At 59.5% G+C, this 14,300-nt stretch carries 15 protein-coding genes; 6 read left to right on the top strand and 9 right to left on the bottom strand.

From position 1 onward, the window contains the following. Window positions 1–96: 96 nt before the first annotated feature. On the top strand, window positions 97–444 hold the full coding sequence (locus tag EV561_RS04070) for an oxidoreductase (protein WP_132517822.1): 348 nt from the start codon (window positions 97–99) through the stop codon (window positions 442–444). Window positions 445–501: 57 nt separating this feature from the next. Here EV561_RS04070 and EV561_RS37065 read toward each other — a convergent pair whose 3' ends face one another. Together EV561_RS37065 and EV561_RS04065 are read right to left on the bottom strand one after the other, a co-directional pair. Then, complete coding sequence (locus tag EV561_RS37065) at window positions 502–639, bottom strand: hypothetical protein (protein ID WP_165927745.1); 138 nt, start codon at window positions 637–639, stop codon at window positions 502–504. A gap of 81 nt (window positions 640–720) precedes the next feature. Further along, the gene (locus tag EV561_RS04065; RefSeq protein WP_245512580.1) at window positions 721–1,089 is read right to left on the bottom strand and encodes a hypothetical protein; all 369 of its coding nucleotides are present in this window, start codon (window positions 1,087–1,089) and stop codon (window positions 721–723) included. A 375-nt stretch (window positions 1,090–1,464) separates the two neighbouring features. On the opposite strand from EV561_RS04065, the gene EV561_RS04060 reads away from it, so the two are divergent. The 3 genes from EV561_RS04060 (at window position 1,465) to EV561_RS04050 (ending at window position 4,259) form a co-directional block, all read left to right on the top strand. Next, window positions 1,465–2,529, top strand: a complete 1,065-nt coding sequence (locus EV561_RS04060) for a LacI family DNA-binding transcriptional regulator (RefSeq protein ID WP_132517820.1) — start codon at window positions 1,465–1,467, stop codon at window positions 2,527–2,529. A 79-nt stretch (window positions 2,530–2,608) separates the two neighbouring features. Then, window positions 2,609–3,568, top strand: coding sequence for a bile acid:sodium symporter family protein (locus EV561_RS04055; protein ID WP_132517818.1), 960 nt, complete (start codon window positions 2,609–2,611; stop codon window positions 3,566–3,568). A gap of 247 nt (window positions 3,569–3,815) precedes the next feature. Next, on the top strand, window positions 3,816–4,259 hold the full coding sequence (locus EV561_RS04050) for an SRPBCC family protein (RefSeq protein WP_132517816.1): 444 nt from the start codon (window positions 3,816–3,818) through the stop codon (window positions 4,257–4,259). A gap of 80 nt (window positions 4,260–4,339) precedes the next feature. Here EV561_RS04050 and cysN read toward each other — a convergent pair whose 3' ends face one another. The 3 genes from cysN to EV561_RS04035 form a co-directional block, all read right to left on the bottom strand. Next, window positions 4,340–5,842 carry a sulfate adenylyltransferase subunit CysN gene (gene cysN / locus EV561_RS04045; protein ID WP_132517814.1) on the bottom strand — a complete coding sequence of 501 codons (1,503 nt, stop codon included), beginning with the start codon at window positions 5,840–5,842 and terminating at the stop codon, window positions 4,340–4,342. Window position 5,843: 1 nt separating this feature from the next. Continuing rightward, complete coding sequence (gene cysD / locus EV561_RS04040) at window positions 5,844–6,797, bottom strand: sulfate adenylyltransferase subunit CysD (protein WP_132517812.1); 954 nt, start codon at window positions 6,795–6,797, stop codon at window positions 5,844–5,846. A gap of 109 nt (window positions 6,798–6,906) precedes the next feature. Then, window positions 6,907–7,647 carry a phosphoadenylyl-sulfate reductase gene (locus EV561_RS04035; protein WP_132517810.1) on the bottom strand — a complete coding sequence of 247 codons (741 nt, stop codon included), beginning with the start codon at window positions 7,645–7,647 and terminating at the stop codon, window positions 6,907–6,909. A 468-nt stretch (window positions 7,648–8,115) separates the two neighbouring features. On the opposite strand from EV561_RS04035, the gene EV561_RS04030 reads away from it, so the two are divergent. Then, window positions 8,116–8,562, top strand: coding sequence for an Rrf2 family transcriptional regulator (locus EV561_RS04030; RefSeq protein WP_132517808.1), 447 nt, complete (start codon window positions 8,116–8,118; stop codon window positions 8,560–8,562). Between the two features lie 44 nt (window positions 8,563–8,606). Here the strand turns inward: EV561_RS04030 and EV561_RS04025 are convergent, their stop codons facing one another. The 4 genes from EV561_RS04025 to betA form a co-directional block, all read right to left on the bottom strand. Then, on the bottom strand, window positions 8,607–9,968 hold the full coding sequence (locus EV561_RS04025; protein ID WP_132517806.1) for a chloride channel protein: 1,362 nt from the start codon (window positions 9,966–9,968) through the stop codon (window positions 8,607–8,609). Window positions 9,969–10,127: 159 nt separating this feature from the next. Further along, a complete protein-coding gene (locus tag EV561_RS04020; protein WP_132517804.1) occupies window positions 10,128–10,490 on the bottom strand; it encodes a hypothetical protein in 363 nt (120 codons plus the stop codon). A 39-nt stretch (window positions 10,491–10,529) separates the two neighbouring features. Beyond that, window positions 10,530–12,086, bottom strand: a complete 1,557-nt coding sequence (locus EV561_RS04015; RefSeq protein ID WP_132517802.1) for a S8 family serine peptidase — start codon at window positions 12,084–12,086, stop codon at window positions 10,530–10,532. A gap of 90 nt (window positions 12,087–12,176) precedes the next feature. Further along, window positions 12,177–13,823 carry a choline dehydrogenase gene (gene betA, locus EV561_RS04010; protein ID WP_132517800.1) on the bottom strand — a complete coding sequence of 549 codons (1,647 nt, stop codon included), beginning with the start codon at window positions 13,821–13,823 and terminating at the stop codon, window positions 12,177–12,179. Between the two features lie 143 nt (window positions 13,824–13,966). Here betA and EV561_RS37545 point away from each other — a divergent pair, with 143 nt between their 5' ends. Then, a complete protein-coding gene (locus EV561_RS37545; protein ID WP_132517798.1) occupies window positions 13,967–14,287 on the top strand; it encodes a hypothetical protein in 321 nt (106 codons plus the stop codon). Window positions 14,288–14,300 lie beyond the last annotated feature (13 nt).

The raw sequence follows: 14,300 nt of genomic DNA, 5'->3' as shown, positions 1-14,300 counted from the left end.
TCAGGGCTTCTCTTCGATTCAGGAAAATTAGGAACATCCCGCGGAGGCGGAAGTTAGCCTGTCGTAAGCCCCCAGGACAATGATAGGAGAAACCCTATGTTTTTGAAAATTCTTGCTGTATCCGCGCTATCCGTCGGCATGGCAACCGCTGCGATGGCCCAGAGCTCGGGCACCAGCGGTTCAGGCGCCGGTGGTTCCGGGCAGGGCACCGGCCAGTCCGGTTCCAGCACCAGCGGCGACAACGGAAATGGAGCCAATGGGACCAGTGGGACAGATTCGAGTACGACAGGCAGCACATCGAATGACATGAACAGTGGCAATGGTTCGCCCAGTGGCGGAGGCAAGTCCCAGGATTGCAACGGCATGGTCACCAACAAGAACACGACCGCCATGAAGCAGGACCAGGCAAACAATCCTGCCGCGTCCTCCAATTGTCCGCAGTAAAATGGAAATGAAAGAGTTTGGCAGAAAGACCGGTCAGCCGGCCTTTCGTAATCTTAGCTATTTCTGTGCTGAATGTTGTGGCGGCTGCATGCCGCGCTGCGGCGCCTGGCCGCTCATCGGCACCATGAGTGCGACGTAGAAAGCCACGGCCGCAACGACGACCGCAAGGCCGATATGCCATTCACGAACTTGCATAGTGCCCTCCCGTAACGCGACGCGGGATACTGCTTTTTCTATCTGACCTCGGCTTCGATCGATGCGGCGCGACACGGTTGACTATTGCAACAGGCTTCGCTTGCCATCCGAGGACATCCGCATCCGGTTAATTCCCGCACCCAGCAGGACACCCCATAGGCCGGCAGCCATGTTTGCGATGATATCCAGCGGATATCCATAAGTGCCGTTGGCAAAGAGGTGCGCCACCCCGAGGCCGAAGACGCCGGCGATCATCATCAGGCACGCGCCCGATGGTGCGAATGGATAGGCAATCCGCGCCAACATACCGGCCACGCAAAGCGCGACGATCCTGTACACGTTGAAAGGATTACCGATCTCGGCCTGAAGATTGAGATGCGCCAGTGTCAGCGCGACCAGCGCGATGACATAACCCCAGGCTGCAATCTTAAGGACTCGTTCCGACATCATAGGTGGATTGTATAGCAGGCAGTATGTGAAACGCCAGTGTCAAAGCCCGGGGAGAAACCTAACTCACGCCCCAGTGCCAACACATTTTGTTTGTCCGCGAAACATTCAGCGAAGCTGACTTTGACGAGCAAAGGCGCGCGAATGCTGGAAAATTGTCTCGCCCACGCAATTTTTCGTCCATTGTGTGATCTATTTTTCGCGTTGAACGTAGACAAGTGCGTGAGGCAGATTTGTGTGGGTTACATGTTTGGACTTTAGTCCGGGCTCAAGTCATTTCTAAAATGTGCAAGTAGGGGTGCGCCCGATTCGAATGGTCATGCGGTCCAGTAGAAGTCGGAGCGTCGGCGGCGTCTCCATGGGGCGCCGGGAAAGAGCATGGGCGTGGGGCCGAAACAGAGAAGAAATCGCAAGGAGCGCGTAAAGCTCCGCGATGTGGCGAATAAGGTCGGTGTAAGCGCTATCACCGTGTCGCGTGCATTACGCAACCCGAACAAAGTCTCCCCGGAACTGCGGCAGACCATTCTCGAGGCGATCGAACAGATGGGTTATATACCCGATCTGGCAGCGCGAGCTCTTGCCAGCTGTAACAATGGTGTCGTTGGCGTCCTTCTCCCCGCGCTCAACCAGCAGCTTTTCAGCAGCGTCATGCTAGGGATCGAGGAGCGGTTGCGGCCGACCGATCTTCGCATTCAATATGCCAATACGCGCTACGAACCCGAAGAAGAAGTGAACAGCATTCGGGCATTCCTCGCCCAGAAGCCTGCCGGGCTTATACTGATAGGTGTGGAACGCTATGAGGAGATCGAACTGCTTGCCAATCGCGCGCCCTGTCCGATCGTGCATATCGTCGATCTCAGCCAACAGCCGAACTCCCTTGCCGTCGGCATCAGGCATCGCGTGGCGGCAGAGAGCGCCGTCCGCTTCATGCTTGACAGGAACTATCGCCGCATCGCGCTTCTCGGCGGCCGCATGGATGTGCGGGCCCGCCAGCGTCAGGTGGGTTACGAGGAGGTGATGCGGGAGGTCGGTCTTTTCGACCCTTCGCTGATCATCAATGAACCAAGCGCGACCAGCGTCGGCCTCGGCTGCAGCCTTTTCGAGCGCCTGTTCGCCCAGGCCCCCGATATCGACGGCGTCCTTTGCCACAATGATGATCTTGCGCTCGGCGTACTCTTCGAATGTCAGCGTCGTGGGATTCGGGTGCCTGAAGAGATCGGCATCTGCGGCTTCAACGATCTGGACTTCGCGTCGTCGATCCATCCGGGACTGACGACGGTGCATGTCCCGCGCTATGAGATCGGCCACCGTGCCGCCGATATGCTGGTGAATGCGATGCAGGATGACGAGGTCGCCGAGGGCAAGATCGAGCTCGGCTTTACCGTAATGGAACGCGGAACGACGCGTGGATTGGCAGCAACTTCCTTATCCGGCGAAAAATGACGATACCCTCATGTTAATGCTTGAATCCCCGTTTTCCCGGGCGTAGAGCGACTTCGTTAACGTTTTCAGGGGGAGTCAAGTGAAGGCTGTCGCATCTTTCTCCGCGTTTGTCGGCAAGACATTCGCGATCTGGGTTATTCTGTTTGCCGTTCTCGGTTTCTTTTTTCCAGCCACGTTCAAGCAGGTCGCACCTTATATCGTATGGCTGCTCGGCATCATCATGTTCGGCATGGGCCTGACGCTGTCTGTCGATGACTTTCGCGAGTTGGTGAAGCGCCCGTTCGAGGTCGCGATCGGCGTCTTCGCTCACTTCCTCATCATGCCGACGATTGCCGTCATCCTGACCAGGATCATTCCAATGCCGCCCGAAGTCGCAGCCGGCGTCATTCTGGTTGGGTGCTGCCCGGGCGGAACTTCGAGCAACGTCATGACCTATCTCGCCAAGGGTGACGTCGCATTGAGCGTGGCCTGCACCAGCGTCACGACGCTCGCAGCCCCGATCGTTACCCCGTTCCTCGTCTGGATGTTTGCGAGCCAGTATCTTCCGGTCGATCCGATGTCGATGTTCATCAGCATCGTACAGGTCATCCTGCTGCCGCTGGCGCTCGGCTTCATCTTCCAGAAGCTCATTCCCGGCGTGGTCAAGGGCGCCATGCCGCTGTTGCCGATCATCAGCGTCGTCGGCATCGTGCTGATCGTCGCCGCCGTCGTCGGCGCCAGCAAGGGCGCGATCGCTCAATCGGGCCTGCTGATCTTTGCGATCGTCGTTCTGCACAATGGCTTCGGCTATTTGTTCGGCTACTTCGCAGCCAAGCTCTTCGGCCTGAACCTGACCAAGCGCAAGGCATTGGCGATCGAGGTCGGAATGCAGAACAGCGGCCTGGGTGCAGCCCTTGCCACGGCCTATTTCTCGCCCATCGCTGCCGTTCCGAGCGCCATTTTCAGCGTCTGGCACAATATCTCAGGCGCACTGATCGCCAATTATTTCTCGGGCCGCACGGACGAGGAGCAGGAAGACGCAGTTCCGGCGACACGATAAGTCGTTCAAGCTCCGGAAAAGGAAAAGGGTCGGCCTTGGGCTGGCCCTTTTTTATTTGGCTCCGCCCATATGTCGGAGGCAGGGCGTCATCTGTGGCCGCCCAAAGTTGTGTCATAGCCCTCACCGATAGACAGCCATCTCGTTGAAAAGGTACCGTGTGCGACAAATAGATGGACCCGATGTCGGATTGTCTGAATCGCTTTCGTCCTAGGTGCGTCTACTCCACCAACTCAGAAGGATCATGACCATGCCGAGTACCATACGTTTGCATCGGGTTCTGGCAACAAGCCCGGAGAAGGTCTATCGCGCATTCATCGAGGCGGACGCGCTTGCGAAGTGGCTTCCCCCGAACGGCTTTGTCTGCACCGTGCATAATCTGGAAGCAGCCGTCGGCGGCAAGTTCAGGATGTCCTTCCGCAACTTTACGACGGGCGGAAGTCACGCATTCGGCGGCGAATACAAGGAACTCGTCCCAGGCGAGCGCCTGCGCTACACGGATGTGTTCGACGACCCGAATCTGCCCGGCGAAATGGAAGTCACCGTCATCCTGAAGAAGGTCTCTGTTGGCACCGAGGTGAACATCACGCAGGCCGGCGTCCCCGATCTCATTCCTGCCGAGGCCTGCTATCTCGGCTGGCAGGAGTCGCTGAAAAACCTGGCACGGCTCGTCGAACCGGAAATCAACCAATAGGGCGCTGGGTTGGCCTTATTGATTGCCTATGAGAAAGGGGCCAGTTTGGCCCCTTTCTCATGTCTTGTATCTGGCAGTTTTCAGATATCGCTTGCCGCGTTCGACCACAGGTCGGCAGCTTCCGCTGCCGTCATGCGGCGCACTTCGGCTTCGTGGCGGCGGCTAGCGAAGAGTTCGCTAGCCATGATCTGGTCGGCGAGATCGGCCGGCAGCGAGAGGATCACGCGGGCTTCGCCATTGTGCAGGCCGCCGAGTTCCGAGCGCTTGGCAGTGATCATGCCGCCAGCCACCGTGTTGTTGGTGTCCGGGTCGATCAGGATGAACGCACCCGTCGAACGGTTCTGCTCGTAGGGATCGAAGATCGCGGCTTCATCGAAGGAAAGGCGAACCTTGCCGATCGCGTTCATGTAGAGCCGCTGCGACGGCGCCCAGGCGCCGGTCTTTAACTCAAGCTGGGCGAGGGGCTGGACCTGCACGCGCTGGCGGCGGCTACCGCTCTTCAGCCAGTAGCGCTTGCCGCCCTCGATACCTTCAGGCTGCAATGCCACGATCTGCGCATCGAAGGACAGGCCGGTCTGCGGCTGGCTGTCGATCGAAACGATCATGTCGCCGCGCGACACGTCCACCTGGCGGTCAAGCACGAGCGTGATCGCGTCGCCGGCAACGGCTGCATTGCGCACCAGATCGAAGGTGACGATCTTGGAGACGTTGGCGACCATGCCCGACGGCAGGATCATGACGCTGTCGCCGGGCTTGACGGAGCCACCGGCAACCGTGCCCTGATAGCCGCGGAAGCTTTCGCCCGGGCGCGATACGCGCTGGACGGAGAGGCGGAAACCAACCGTCTGCGACGAGCGTGTCGTTGCCAGTTCCAGCGTCTCGACCAGCGTCGGGCCGGTATACCAGGGCATGGCCGCCTGGCCGGAATAGACGACGTTCTCGCCCTTCAGCGCCGACATCGGGATCGCGGTGATCTGCTTGACGCCGAGCGAGAGCGCGAATTCGCGGAATTCGTGAGTGATCTTCTCGAAGCCGGCGCGATCGTAGTTCGTCAGGTCGATCTTGTTGACCGCAAGCACGAACTGCTTGATGCCGAGCAGCGATGCGATCGTCGCATGGCGGCGCGTCTGCTCCAGAATGCCGGCGCGGGCATCGACGAGCAGGATGGCGAGATCGGCGGTCGAGGCGCCGGTCGCCATGTTGCGGGTATATTGCTCATGGCCGGGCGTGTCGGCGACGATGAAGGAGCGCTTGTCGGTCGAGAAATAGCGATAGGCGACATCGATGGTGATGCCCTGTTCGCGCTCCGCCTGCAGGCCGTCGAGCAGCAGCGCGAAGTCGGGCAGGCCAAGATCGTTCTGCTTGCCTGTCGAGTCGCGCTTGAGCGTCGCGGCTTGGTCTTCCTTGACAGCCTTGGTGTCCCAGAGCAGGCGACCGATAAGGGTCGACTTTCCGTCGTCGACGCTGCCGCAGGTGATGAGGCGCAACGGCCGGGAGTCGCGCAGAGCCTTCGCCGGCTCGGCAGCGGCCGCAGGCTCTCCGACGGGAAGGGCGACGGCGTTGACTGATGTTGCTGCGGTCATCTTAGAAATATCCTTCGCGCTTCTTCTTTTCCATGGAGCCGGACTGGTCGCGGTCGATGGCGCGTCCCTGGCGTTCGGACACGGTTGCAATTTCAAGTTCGGCAATCACCTCTTCGAGGGTTGTTGCCTGGGAGGGAATGGCGCCCGTCAGCGGGAAGTCGCCGAGCGTGCGGAAGCGGATCATGCCTTCCTGCTTGACCTCGCCGGGCAGCAATTCAAGCCGCGGGTCTTCCGCCAGGATCATCATCCCGTCGCGTTCCACGTAAGGCCGCTTCTTGGCGTAGTAGAGCGGCACGAGCGGAATGTCCTCGGCCTGGATGTAGCGCCAGATGTCGACCTCGGTCCAGTTGGACAGCGGGAAGGCGCGAACGCTTTCGCCCTTGCGGATCATGCCGTTGTAGATGTCCCAAAGCTCGGGGCGCTGGTTGCGCGGGTCCCAGCGATGATCCGGCGTGCGGAACGAATAGATGCGCTCCTTGGCGCGGCTTGCTTCCTCGTCGCGCCGTGCGCCGCCGAAAGCCGCGTCGAACTGGCCGGCATCGAGCGCCTGGCGCAGGCTCTGCGTCTTCATGATGTCGGTGAAGGCTGCCGAACCATGCGTAAAGGGCGTAATGTTTTCTGCAGCACCACGCGGATTGATGTGCTCGATCAGGTCGAGATCATACTTCTTTGCGATTTCATCGCGAAACGCGATCATCTCGCGGAATTTCCAGCCGGTGTTCACATGCAGCAGTGGGAAAGGGACGCGACCGGGATAGAAGGCTTTGCGCGCCAGATGCAGCAGCACCGAACTGTCCTTGCCGATCGAATAGAGCATGACCGGTCGCTCGAATTCCGCGGCGACCTCACGGAAAATATGGATCGCTTCGTTTTCCAGCGCTTTCAGATGGGGATCAAGCGGCGGCTTGGCACTCTGCGGATTGCTGAGCTCCGTATCCGGACGGGTATCGGGCATGTAATACTCCAGACTTTCGATCGTTTACGCGGCTACCCGCAAGGAATGTCAGTGCCGGCTTCCAGGGAGCGATGATGGCCGCCTGTTGATCTGGAAACCGAGTATTCGGTTATTGCGCAGCCACCGCGGCTGCTTCCTCGGCTACGTGCAGTCCGCATTCGCGCTTTTCATCCTGCTCCCACCACCAGCGGCCGGCTCTCTCTGGCTCGCCCGGCTTGACGGCTCGGGTGCAGGGCTCGCAGCCGATCGAGGGGTAGCCACGGGCATGCAGCGGGTTGATCGGAACACTGTTGTCGGCGACGTAAGCCTTGATCGCGTCGATGTCCCAATCGGCAAGCGGATTGATCTTCAGGAGATGACGTTCAGCGTCATATTCCGCAAAGGGTGTGTCCGCACGGTTAGAGGACTGGCCGCGGCGCAGGCCGGTGATCCATATGGTCGCCCCAGAGAGCGCCCGCGCAAGCGGCTTCAGCTTGCGCACGCCACAACAGGCATGCCTGGCTTCGACACTTTCGTAAAAGCCGTTGAGGCCATACTTAGCGGCATAGGCGTCGATATCGGCCTTCTCGGGCTCATAGCGCTGGATACGGATGTCGTACTGATTTTCCGTTTCGTCGATCAGGGCCAGCGTCTCGGGAAAAAGACGGCCGGTCTGGAGCGTGGCGATATCGATCGGGAGGCGATGGTTGCCGATCTCGGCTGTGATCACCTGATCCTCGATCCCGAGCGAGGTCGTGAAGACGGCGCGGACGCCAAGGCTGGCGACGAGCGACAGCCTACCGGCCAGGTCGAGGGCTGCTAGCCGGTCGTTCAGCGAGGAGGCATCTTCAATTGGATTGATGGCAGTCATGGATAGTCCTGTCCTGATATTGGCCCGGAGTATTGCAGCTGCGAGCGGTTGCGGACAGAAAAAGCGATTTCTAAAGAGCGGGCTGAGGAGCAAATATCTCTACTCAACCGGCGCCCAAACAGAAAAGCCGCCGCCGGAATCGATTATCCGGGGCGTTTGGGGCTTGAAGGGCAAGCGCTCATCCATCGCGATGAATGCGTCTTGCTTCAATGTCTATAGAAATAGTAGTGTTACACGCTGCTTGTCAAATGGAAATCCGAAGTGATGACCGGAAAGATGCGAAATCGCAATTTTTGGCGTACACTTGAGCGCAATCATCCGAAGGTGAGAAACAGCAATAAAGCTCTTATCTTCCAAAGACTTTTCATACCCGTTCAAACTCCGTTCATGCTGGACGTGCGATAGAGAACAGGCAAATTTCCGGAACGGTGCCCAGGTCGCATCGTGCGTGTGTGTAGACGGTTCGATATGATCACCCAGAAGGCAAAATATGCGCTGCGGGCGCTTTCGGCTTTGGCTCAGGCAGAACGAGGCGAGCCGAAGATGATTTCCGAGATCGCCGTTCAGCAGAACATACCGAAGAAGTTCCTCGAGCAGATCCTCCTCGACTTGAAACATCAGGGCATCGTCGCCAGCCGGCGCGGCAAGCAGGGCGGTTATCTGCTTTTGAAAGCGCCTGACGAGATCACGTTCGGCGAGGTCCTGCGGATCATGGACGGGCCGATCGCACCATTGCCTTGCCTGTCGATAACGGCCTACCGGCAGTGCGACGATTGCGACGGCGAGCAGAACTGCGAGATCCGCCACGTATTCGCCAAGGTAGCTGAGGCGACGCGCAGGGTCCTGTTTTCGACCACGATCGCCGATGCCGTTTCCGAGCCCGAAAGCGCTCAGGTCACCAGGCTTCTTGCCTGATCCGGCCGGCGAGCCTGTTTAGATGCCGATATCAAGGGCGACAGTCAGTGCGCCGCGCGCCCCTCAGCCGGCCCCTTTTCCATCGCACGCCGCGCCCGGATCGCTGCGGCGATGAAGTTGCGCGACAGGCCGTGATAGAGCGGCTCGCGCGACAGGATGCGCGAGGTGACATAGCCGATCATCGAAACCGCCATGATCGGGATGACTGCCTGATGGTCGCCAGTCATTTCGAGGATGATGACGAAGGCGGTCATCGGCGCCTGGACCACGCCTGCGAAATAGCCGGCCATGCCGAGAATGGCCGCAAGGGCGATGCTGGTCCCGAAGAAGTAGCCGACCGTGCTGCCGAAGCCGGCGCCGACGGCTAGCGAGGGCGCAAATATGCCGCCGGGGATGCCCGATATCATCGACAGGAAGCTGGCGAGCAGCTTTTCCAGGAAGAAGAGCAGGGGCAGGGCGTGCCCCTCGACGGCGCCGCGCGCCTGCTCATAACCTGTTCCGAACGTATTGCCGCCGGAAACGACGCCGACCATTGCCACCACGAGGCCACAGGCGCCGGCGAGCAGAAGCATGCGCTTCAGCGGCTGTGGTTGCGCCCAGCGACGTATTCGCATGCCGAAATGTAGCGCAAAGCCGCTGAAGGCGGCGCCCAGCATGCCGCCGCCAACCCCGCAAACAAGGACGAGACCCCAATCGGCGAGATGCACCGGTGCTGCCGACGCCGTGCCGAAGTAATTGTAGCTGCCGGAGAGGCCAAGCGCTGCGAGGCCGGAGAGGATGACGGCCGTCAGAACCAGCCCGTTGGCGCGCGATTCATAGGTTCTGCTCATTTCCTCGATGGCAAAGACGATGCCGGCGAGAGGCGTGTTGAACGCGGCCGCAATGCCGGCTGCCGAACCTGCCAGGATCAGTCCACGTGCCTGCGCCATGCCTCCGAAACGGGCGACCGCCAGCATGAAGGATGCGCCGACCTGGACGGTCGGCCCTTCACGCCCGATCGAGGCGCCGCAAAGCAGACCCAATATGGTCAGGACGATCTTGCCGAAGGCGAGGCGCAGCGACAGAAGCCGCGTCCGGTCACCTTCATCATGCAGATGCCGCGCCGCGATCGCCTGCGGAATGCCGCTCCCTTGCGAGTTCGGAAACACCGTCATCGCCAGCCATGCCGACAGCACGAAGCCGAGCGGCGTGATGATGACAGGCAGCAGAAAACCCCATTCGCCCGAGGTCGTGACACCAGAAAATGCCTTCTGCGCCATATCCGCAAGCTTGGCAAAGCCGACGCTGATCACCCCGATCGCCAGCGCTCCCGTCCAGAATACGAGCCGCGGTTTCCAGAGATTGAACGAGCCCCGGAAGACACGGGAACGACGAAGGAGCTTGGACTTACGATAGGAAGGAGGCATGGCGGATATTCGAAGGTATGTGACGGGTCAAAGCGCGAGCCGGCTGATGCTCGCACTTTGCTCTACTCCATTTCCCAAAGGAATTAAAAGCCGTTCCTCTCAGTTGCGAAAAAGCCCAGATGATGTTTGGGGCTGACAGAGCGCCAAGCCCTCTGCGCCTCAAGCCTCCAGATGCCAATCCGCCTCGTTCAGGCAGAGCTCAAGCCGTGGATCGGAAAGCATCGCGATGTCTTCGCGGATCATCCTGCGCCAAATCTTCGCAGGAGCGGCGACTATAAGCTGCGGCGTTCCATCGAGTTCGTCGATGATGCGCATTCCGTCATCCTCATATTTGGCCAGACTCGCGACAAATGGCTGCTTCATCTGGTGAAATTCGCCGTCGAGGAAATCGTTACGCACGACCATATCCGAAATGCGGGCGGCGCGTGCGAGCGCGTCATCCGATTCGATCGAGACGAGGAACGCGACGTCCTCCGTCGGTCTCGACTCCTCAACAACCTGCCTGACCTCTGGACTGAGCATTTTCAAAGTCCTTTCAAAGGATCTAATTTAGCCTTTACGCTAAATACTGGCAAGATCCAGCCGCCCGTAGCCGAAGCGGCGCACATCGGCATTATGCGGGCTGGATGGTAAAACGCAAGTTAAAGCCAACAATCTGTTTGCGAGCCTGTCGGCGTTTCGGCGCAAAGAGGGATCCTGCTGGATGAGCAGCGCCGCAGCGCCGGAGACCTGTGGACAGGCTTGGGACGTGCCGCTCATCGGTCCGTAAAGCGCATTCGGCAGGGCGCTGTGAATATTGACGCCGGGTGCGACGAGATCAGGCTTGAAGGCGCTAATCGTCGTGTTGCCGTAGCTAGGTCCCCAAGCGCTGAAGGGTGCGACGTGGTGGTTCACGTCGGAGGCGCCGACGCCGATCACGCAGTTGAACTTCCCGGGCGAACCGTGATAGCCGATCCCCATATGGCCATCGTTGCCGATCGCGGCAATGGTTAGCAGACCGCGGGATCGGTAGACGTTGTAGACCGAATAGTATTTCCGTTCGATATTGCTGCCTCCGAGCGAGGCATTGATGATGTCGACGCCAGAGCCCCTGCTGCCAGCCTGACGAGCCAACCAGTTGATGCCGGCAACGATCTGGTTGGTGTAGCCGCACATTCGTCCCTGCGCATCGCGCTTAGTCAGAACTGCGGCGACCGCGATCTCCGCATCGGGGGCGACCCCGACAGTCGCGCCAGCACAGATGGCCGAGACGTGCGTGCCGTGCGAATGGAAGTCGAGCGGTTGTGAAACGAAGCGCGATGGGGAACCATTGGGTTCGAAGGCGCGGAAATCGATTTTCTTGCCCTTGAATTCGGGATGCGACGCGTCGATACCTGTGTCGAGTATGCCGATGATCGCGCCAGAGCCGTTCAGCTTTTTCTCCCGCGCTGCCGCGACGTTGATGACCGGAAGATGCCAGCCGTTTTTGCTGTCGGACGAGATTTCCTCCACCGGATCAGTCAGCGAGATCAATGTATTTTCAAGGACTACCGCACCTGAAGCTTCCAGTGCTTCTACATCGGCCAGAGAAAGTTCGGGCAGGATGGCAGCCCCTAGTGCTTCCAGAAAAAGGCCACGCATGCCAGATTTGCGATTCGCGGCTACGGCGACGGAGGGCAATCGCTTGTTCTTCGCGTTTCCGGCGTTGACGAGATCGAGCACGGTTGACGAACCGGCGCTAAGGTTCTCTTTGACGAGACGGCGTACCCGCCGTCGCATCTGTGAGTCGGAGAAACCATCATCGCTGTCATCGTTCGAACCGGGCGGCGCGATCAAGAGCATCGTGCGCTCCGGCGGGGTTTCGAGCCACGCGTGTTCATCCCCGAAGCTACGGTCAAGCCGAGGCAAATCGACATGGCCCGTTGCTTTCTTGTAAAGCTGGGTATGTTTTCTGATCAGATTGCGGGCATGACGTCGATGGGCAACGTTACGTCTCCCCCCTTTTCGACGCCAGATAGTCTTCCACTCTTCCAGCGCCGAAACGAAGTCTGTCAAACTCATGGTTGAGCGAAGTTTTTTCATAGTGAGAAGCCCTTGAATCACTATGAAAAACGTACGGAATCTCTCTTGGAAATGCAATACAGGATTGCATAACGAATTTTATGCAACCTTATATTATCGGATTTGCACGGCTTCCTTGCTGCGGGTTGTGAGATGGGCAGGTTGTGACTACCGATCACTCACCGCCCAGCGCGGATTGACCCAGGGTTCCTGATTGGACCTTGCCATCTTACGCCCCAGAATATGATCCGCCGCCTTCTCGCCGGTCATGATGGAAGGGCCGTTGAGGTTGCCGTAGGTGACATGCGGGAAGATCGAACTGTCCGCAACGCGCAGGCCGTCGACGCCGATTACGCGAGTTTCCGGATCAACAACGGCCATCGGGTCGTCCTTGGCGCCCATCCTGCAGGTGCCGCAGGGATGGTAGGCGCTTTCCAGGTGCTCGCGCAGGAATGTGTCGATCTCGGCATCCGTCTGGATGCGCACGCCGGGCTGGATCTCCGGGCCACGATAGTCGTCGAAGGCCTGCTGGCTGAAGATTTCGCGGGTTAGCCGCACACAGCGGCGGAATTTCTCCCAGTCTTCCGGATGGCTCATATAGTTGAACCGGATCACCGGATCGGCCTTCGGGTCAGAGGAGCGCAGGGTGACGTTGCCGCGCGATTTCGACAGGTTGTAGCCGACATGCACCTGGAAGCCGTGGCTCTTTGCCGCCGCCTTGCCGTCGTAACTGATGGCGACGGGTAGGAAGTGGTACTGGATATCCGGCTGCTTGAGGCCCGGCGCCGAGCGCAGGAAAGCGCAGGCCTCGAACTGGTTCGACGTGCCGAGGCCGGATTTTGTGAACATCCACTGTGCGCCCGCAACGCCCTGCCAGAACCAGGGCAGCCAGGAATAGAGCGAGACCGGCTTGGTGGAGACCTGCTGGAAATAGAATTCCATATGGTCCTGGAGATTGGCACCGACACCGGGGCGGTCGAGCTTCACCTCGATCCCCATGTCCTTCAGATGTGCGCCCGGCCCGATGCCCGACAGCATCAGCAGTTTCGGCGAGTTGAAGGAGGAGGCCGAGACGATGACTTCGCGATGCGCCTTGATGATCTCGATCTTGCCTCCGCGCTCGATCTCTACGCCCGTCGCGCGGCCGTCTTCGATGATGATCCTGCGAGCAAATCCGTTGACGAGACCGATATTGGAGCGCTTGAGGGCAGGCTTCAGATAGGCGCTTGCCGCAGACCAGCGCTTGCCGCCATAGATCGTCTGCTCCATCAGGCCGAAGCCCTCCTGCTTGGAGCCGTTGTAGTCTTCCGTCGTCTCGAACCCGGCCTGCTTGCCGGCCTCGACGAAGGCGTGGAACAGCGGGTTCGTGAAGACGCCGCGCTGGACATGCAATGGCCCGTCGGTCCCGCGCCAGCCTTCCTCGCCGCCATGGCTATGTTCCATCCGCTTGAAGTAGGGCAGCACGTCAGCATAGCCCCAGCCGCGCGCGCCGAGCTCTTCCCAGCGGTTGAAGTCTCCCGAATGGCCACGCACATAGACCATGCCGTTGATTGACGACGACCCGCCGATCACCTTGCCGCGCGGCGCGGTGATGCGCCGGTTGTTGAGATTTGGCTCCGGCTCGGAGAGATAACCCCAGTTGTAGCGCTTCATGCTCATCGGCCAGGCAAGCGCTGCCGGCATCTGGATGAACGGTCCGAAATCGGACCCGCCCGCCTCGATGACGATAACCGTATTGCCCGGATCCTCTGACAGACGATAGGCCATGGCCGAGCCGGCCGAACCGGAACCGATGATGATGAAGTCTGCTTGCATGGTTTTTTCTCTGGCCAGTTTGCGGGATGCAGCTAATGATAGTTGTATTGCGAATAGCTATTTTCTAACTCGTCAAATTCATCGTCGGCGGCCCTTTATGTCGATCTTGATGATCTGGTAGTCCGAGGAACGGCTGCAAAAAAATGAGCGACCAGAAAACCCGCGAAAGTCGATCGCCGCCCCGAGACAAACTATTGTCTCTGGATCGGGATGGTCGCAACGACTATGGCGAAAACAGTAAGTCATCTCGAAAGAACATTCCCTTGTTCAAGGCTCAGTCCAACCGGCGTGGCCGGCATGCTGCCAAGGTAGCCGCGAACGCTATGGGCGACGAAGACGCGATTGAGAGCGACCGCCGGCTCTCGCTTGCCGACCAGAAAGCGTTGAGACCGGCGAAGACAAAGGCGCCCGATGTACCGCTTCGCGAAGTGCTGAAGCGACAGGGTAAGCTGCCGAAGCGGTAATCGCCCAATCATC

It is taken from the genome of Rhizobium sp. BK376 (genome assembly GCF_004341625.1).
Taxonomy (GTDB): domain Bacteria; phylum Pseudomonadota; class Alphaproteobacteria; order Rhizobiales; family Rhizobiaceae; genus Rhizobium.
This window is presented reverse-complemented; position numbering and strand designations above follow the sequence as displayed.

Bases quoted from the DNA above. Each gene is read 5' to 3' on its own strand.
- EV561_RS04070 (WP_132517822.1), top strand. From the start codon at position 97: ATGTTTTTGAAAATTCTTGCTGTATCCGCGCTATCCGTCGGCATGGCA.
- EV561_RS37065 (WP_165927745.1), bottom strand. From the start codon at position 639: ATGCAAGTTCGTGAATGGCATATCGGCCTTGCGGTCGTCGTTGCGGCC.
- EV561_RS04065 (WP_245512580.1), bottom strand. From the start codon at position 1,089: ATGATGTCGGAACGAGTCCTTAAGATTGCAGCCTGGGGTTATGTCATC.
- EV561_RS04060 (WP_132517820.1), top strand. From the start codon at position 1,465: ATGGGCGTGGGGCCGAAACAGAGAAGAAATCGCAAGGAGCGCGTAAAG.
- EV561_RS04050 (WP_132517816.1), top strand. From the start codon at position 3,816: ATGCCGAGTACCATACGTTTGCATCGGGTTCTGGCAACAAGCCCGGAG.
- cysN (WP_132517814.1), bottom strand. From the start codon at position 5,842: ATGACCGCAGCAACATCAGTCAACGCCGTCGCCCTTCCCGTCGGAGAG.
- cysD (WP_132517812.1), bottom strand. From the start codon at position 6,797: ATGCCCGATACCCGTCCGGATACGGAGCTCAGCAATCCGCAGAGTGCC.
- EV561_RS04035 (WP_132517810.1), bottom strand. From the start codon at position 7,647: ATGACTGCCATCAATCCAATTGAAGATGCCTCCTCGCTGAACGACCGG.
- EV561_RS04030 (WP_132517808.1), top strand. From the start codon at position 8,116: ATGATCACCCAGAAGGCAAAATATGCGCTGCGGGCGCTTTCGGCTTTG.
- EV561_RS04025 (WP_132517806.1), bottom strand. From the start codon at position 9,968: ATGCCTCCTTCCTATCGTAAGTCCAAGCTCCTTCGTCGTTCCCGTGTC.
- EV561_RS04020 (WP_132517804.1), bottom strand. From the start codon at position 10,490: ATGCTCAGTCCAGAGGTCAGGCAGGTTGTTGAGGAGTCGAGACCGACG.
- betA (WP_132517800.1), bottom strand. From the start codon at position 13,823: ATGCAAGCAGACTTCATCATCATCGGTTCCGGTTCGGCCGGCTCGGCC.
- EV561_RS37545 (WP_132517798.1), top strand. From the start codon at position 13,967: ATGAGCGACCAGAAAACCCGCGAAAGTCGATCGCCGCCCCGAGACAAA.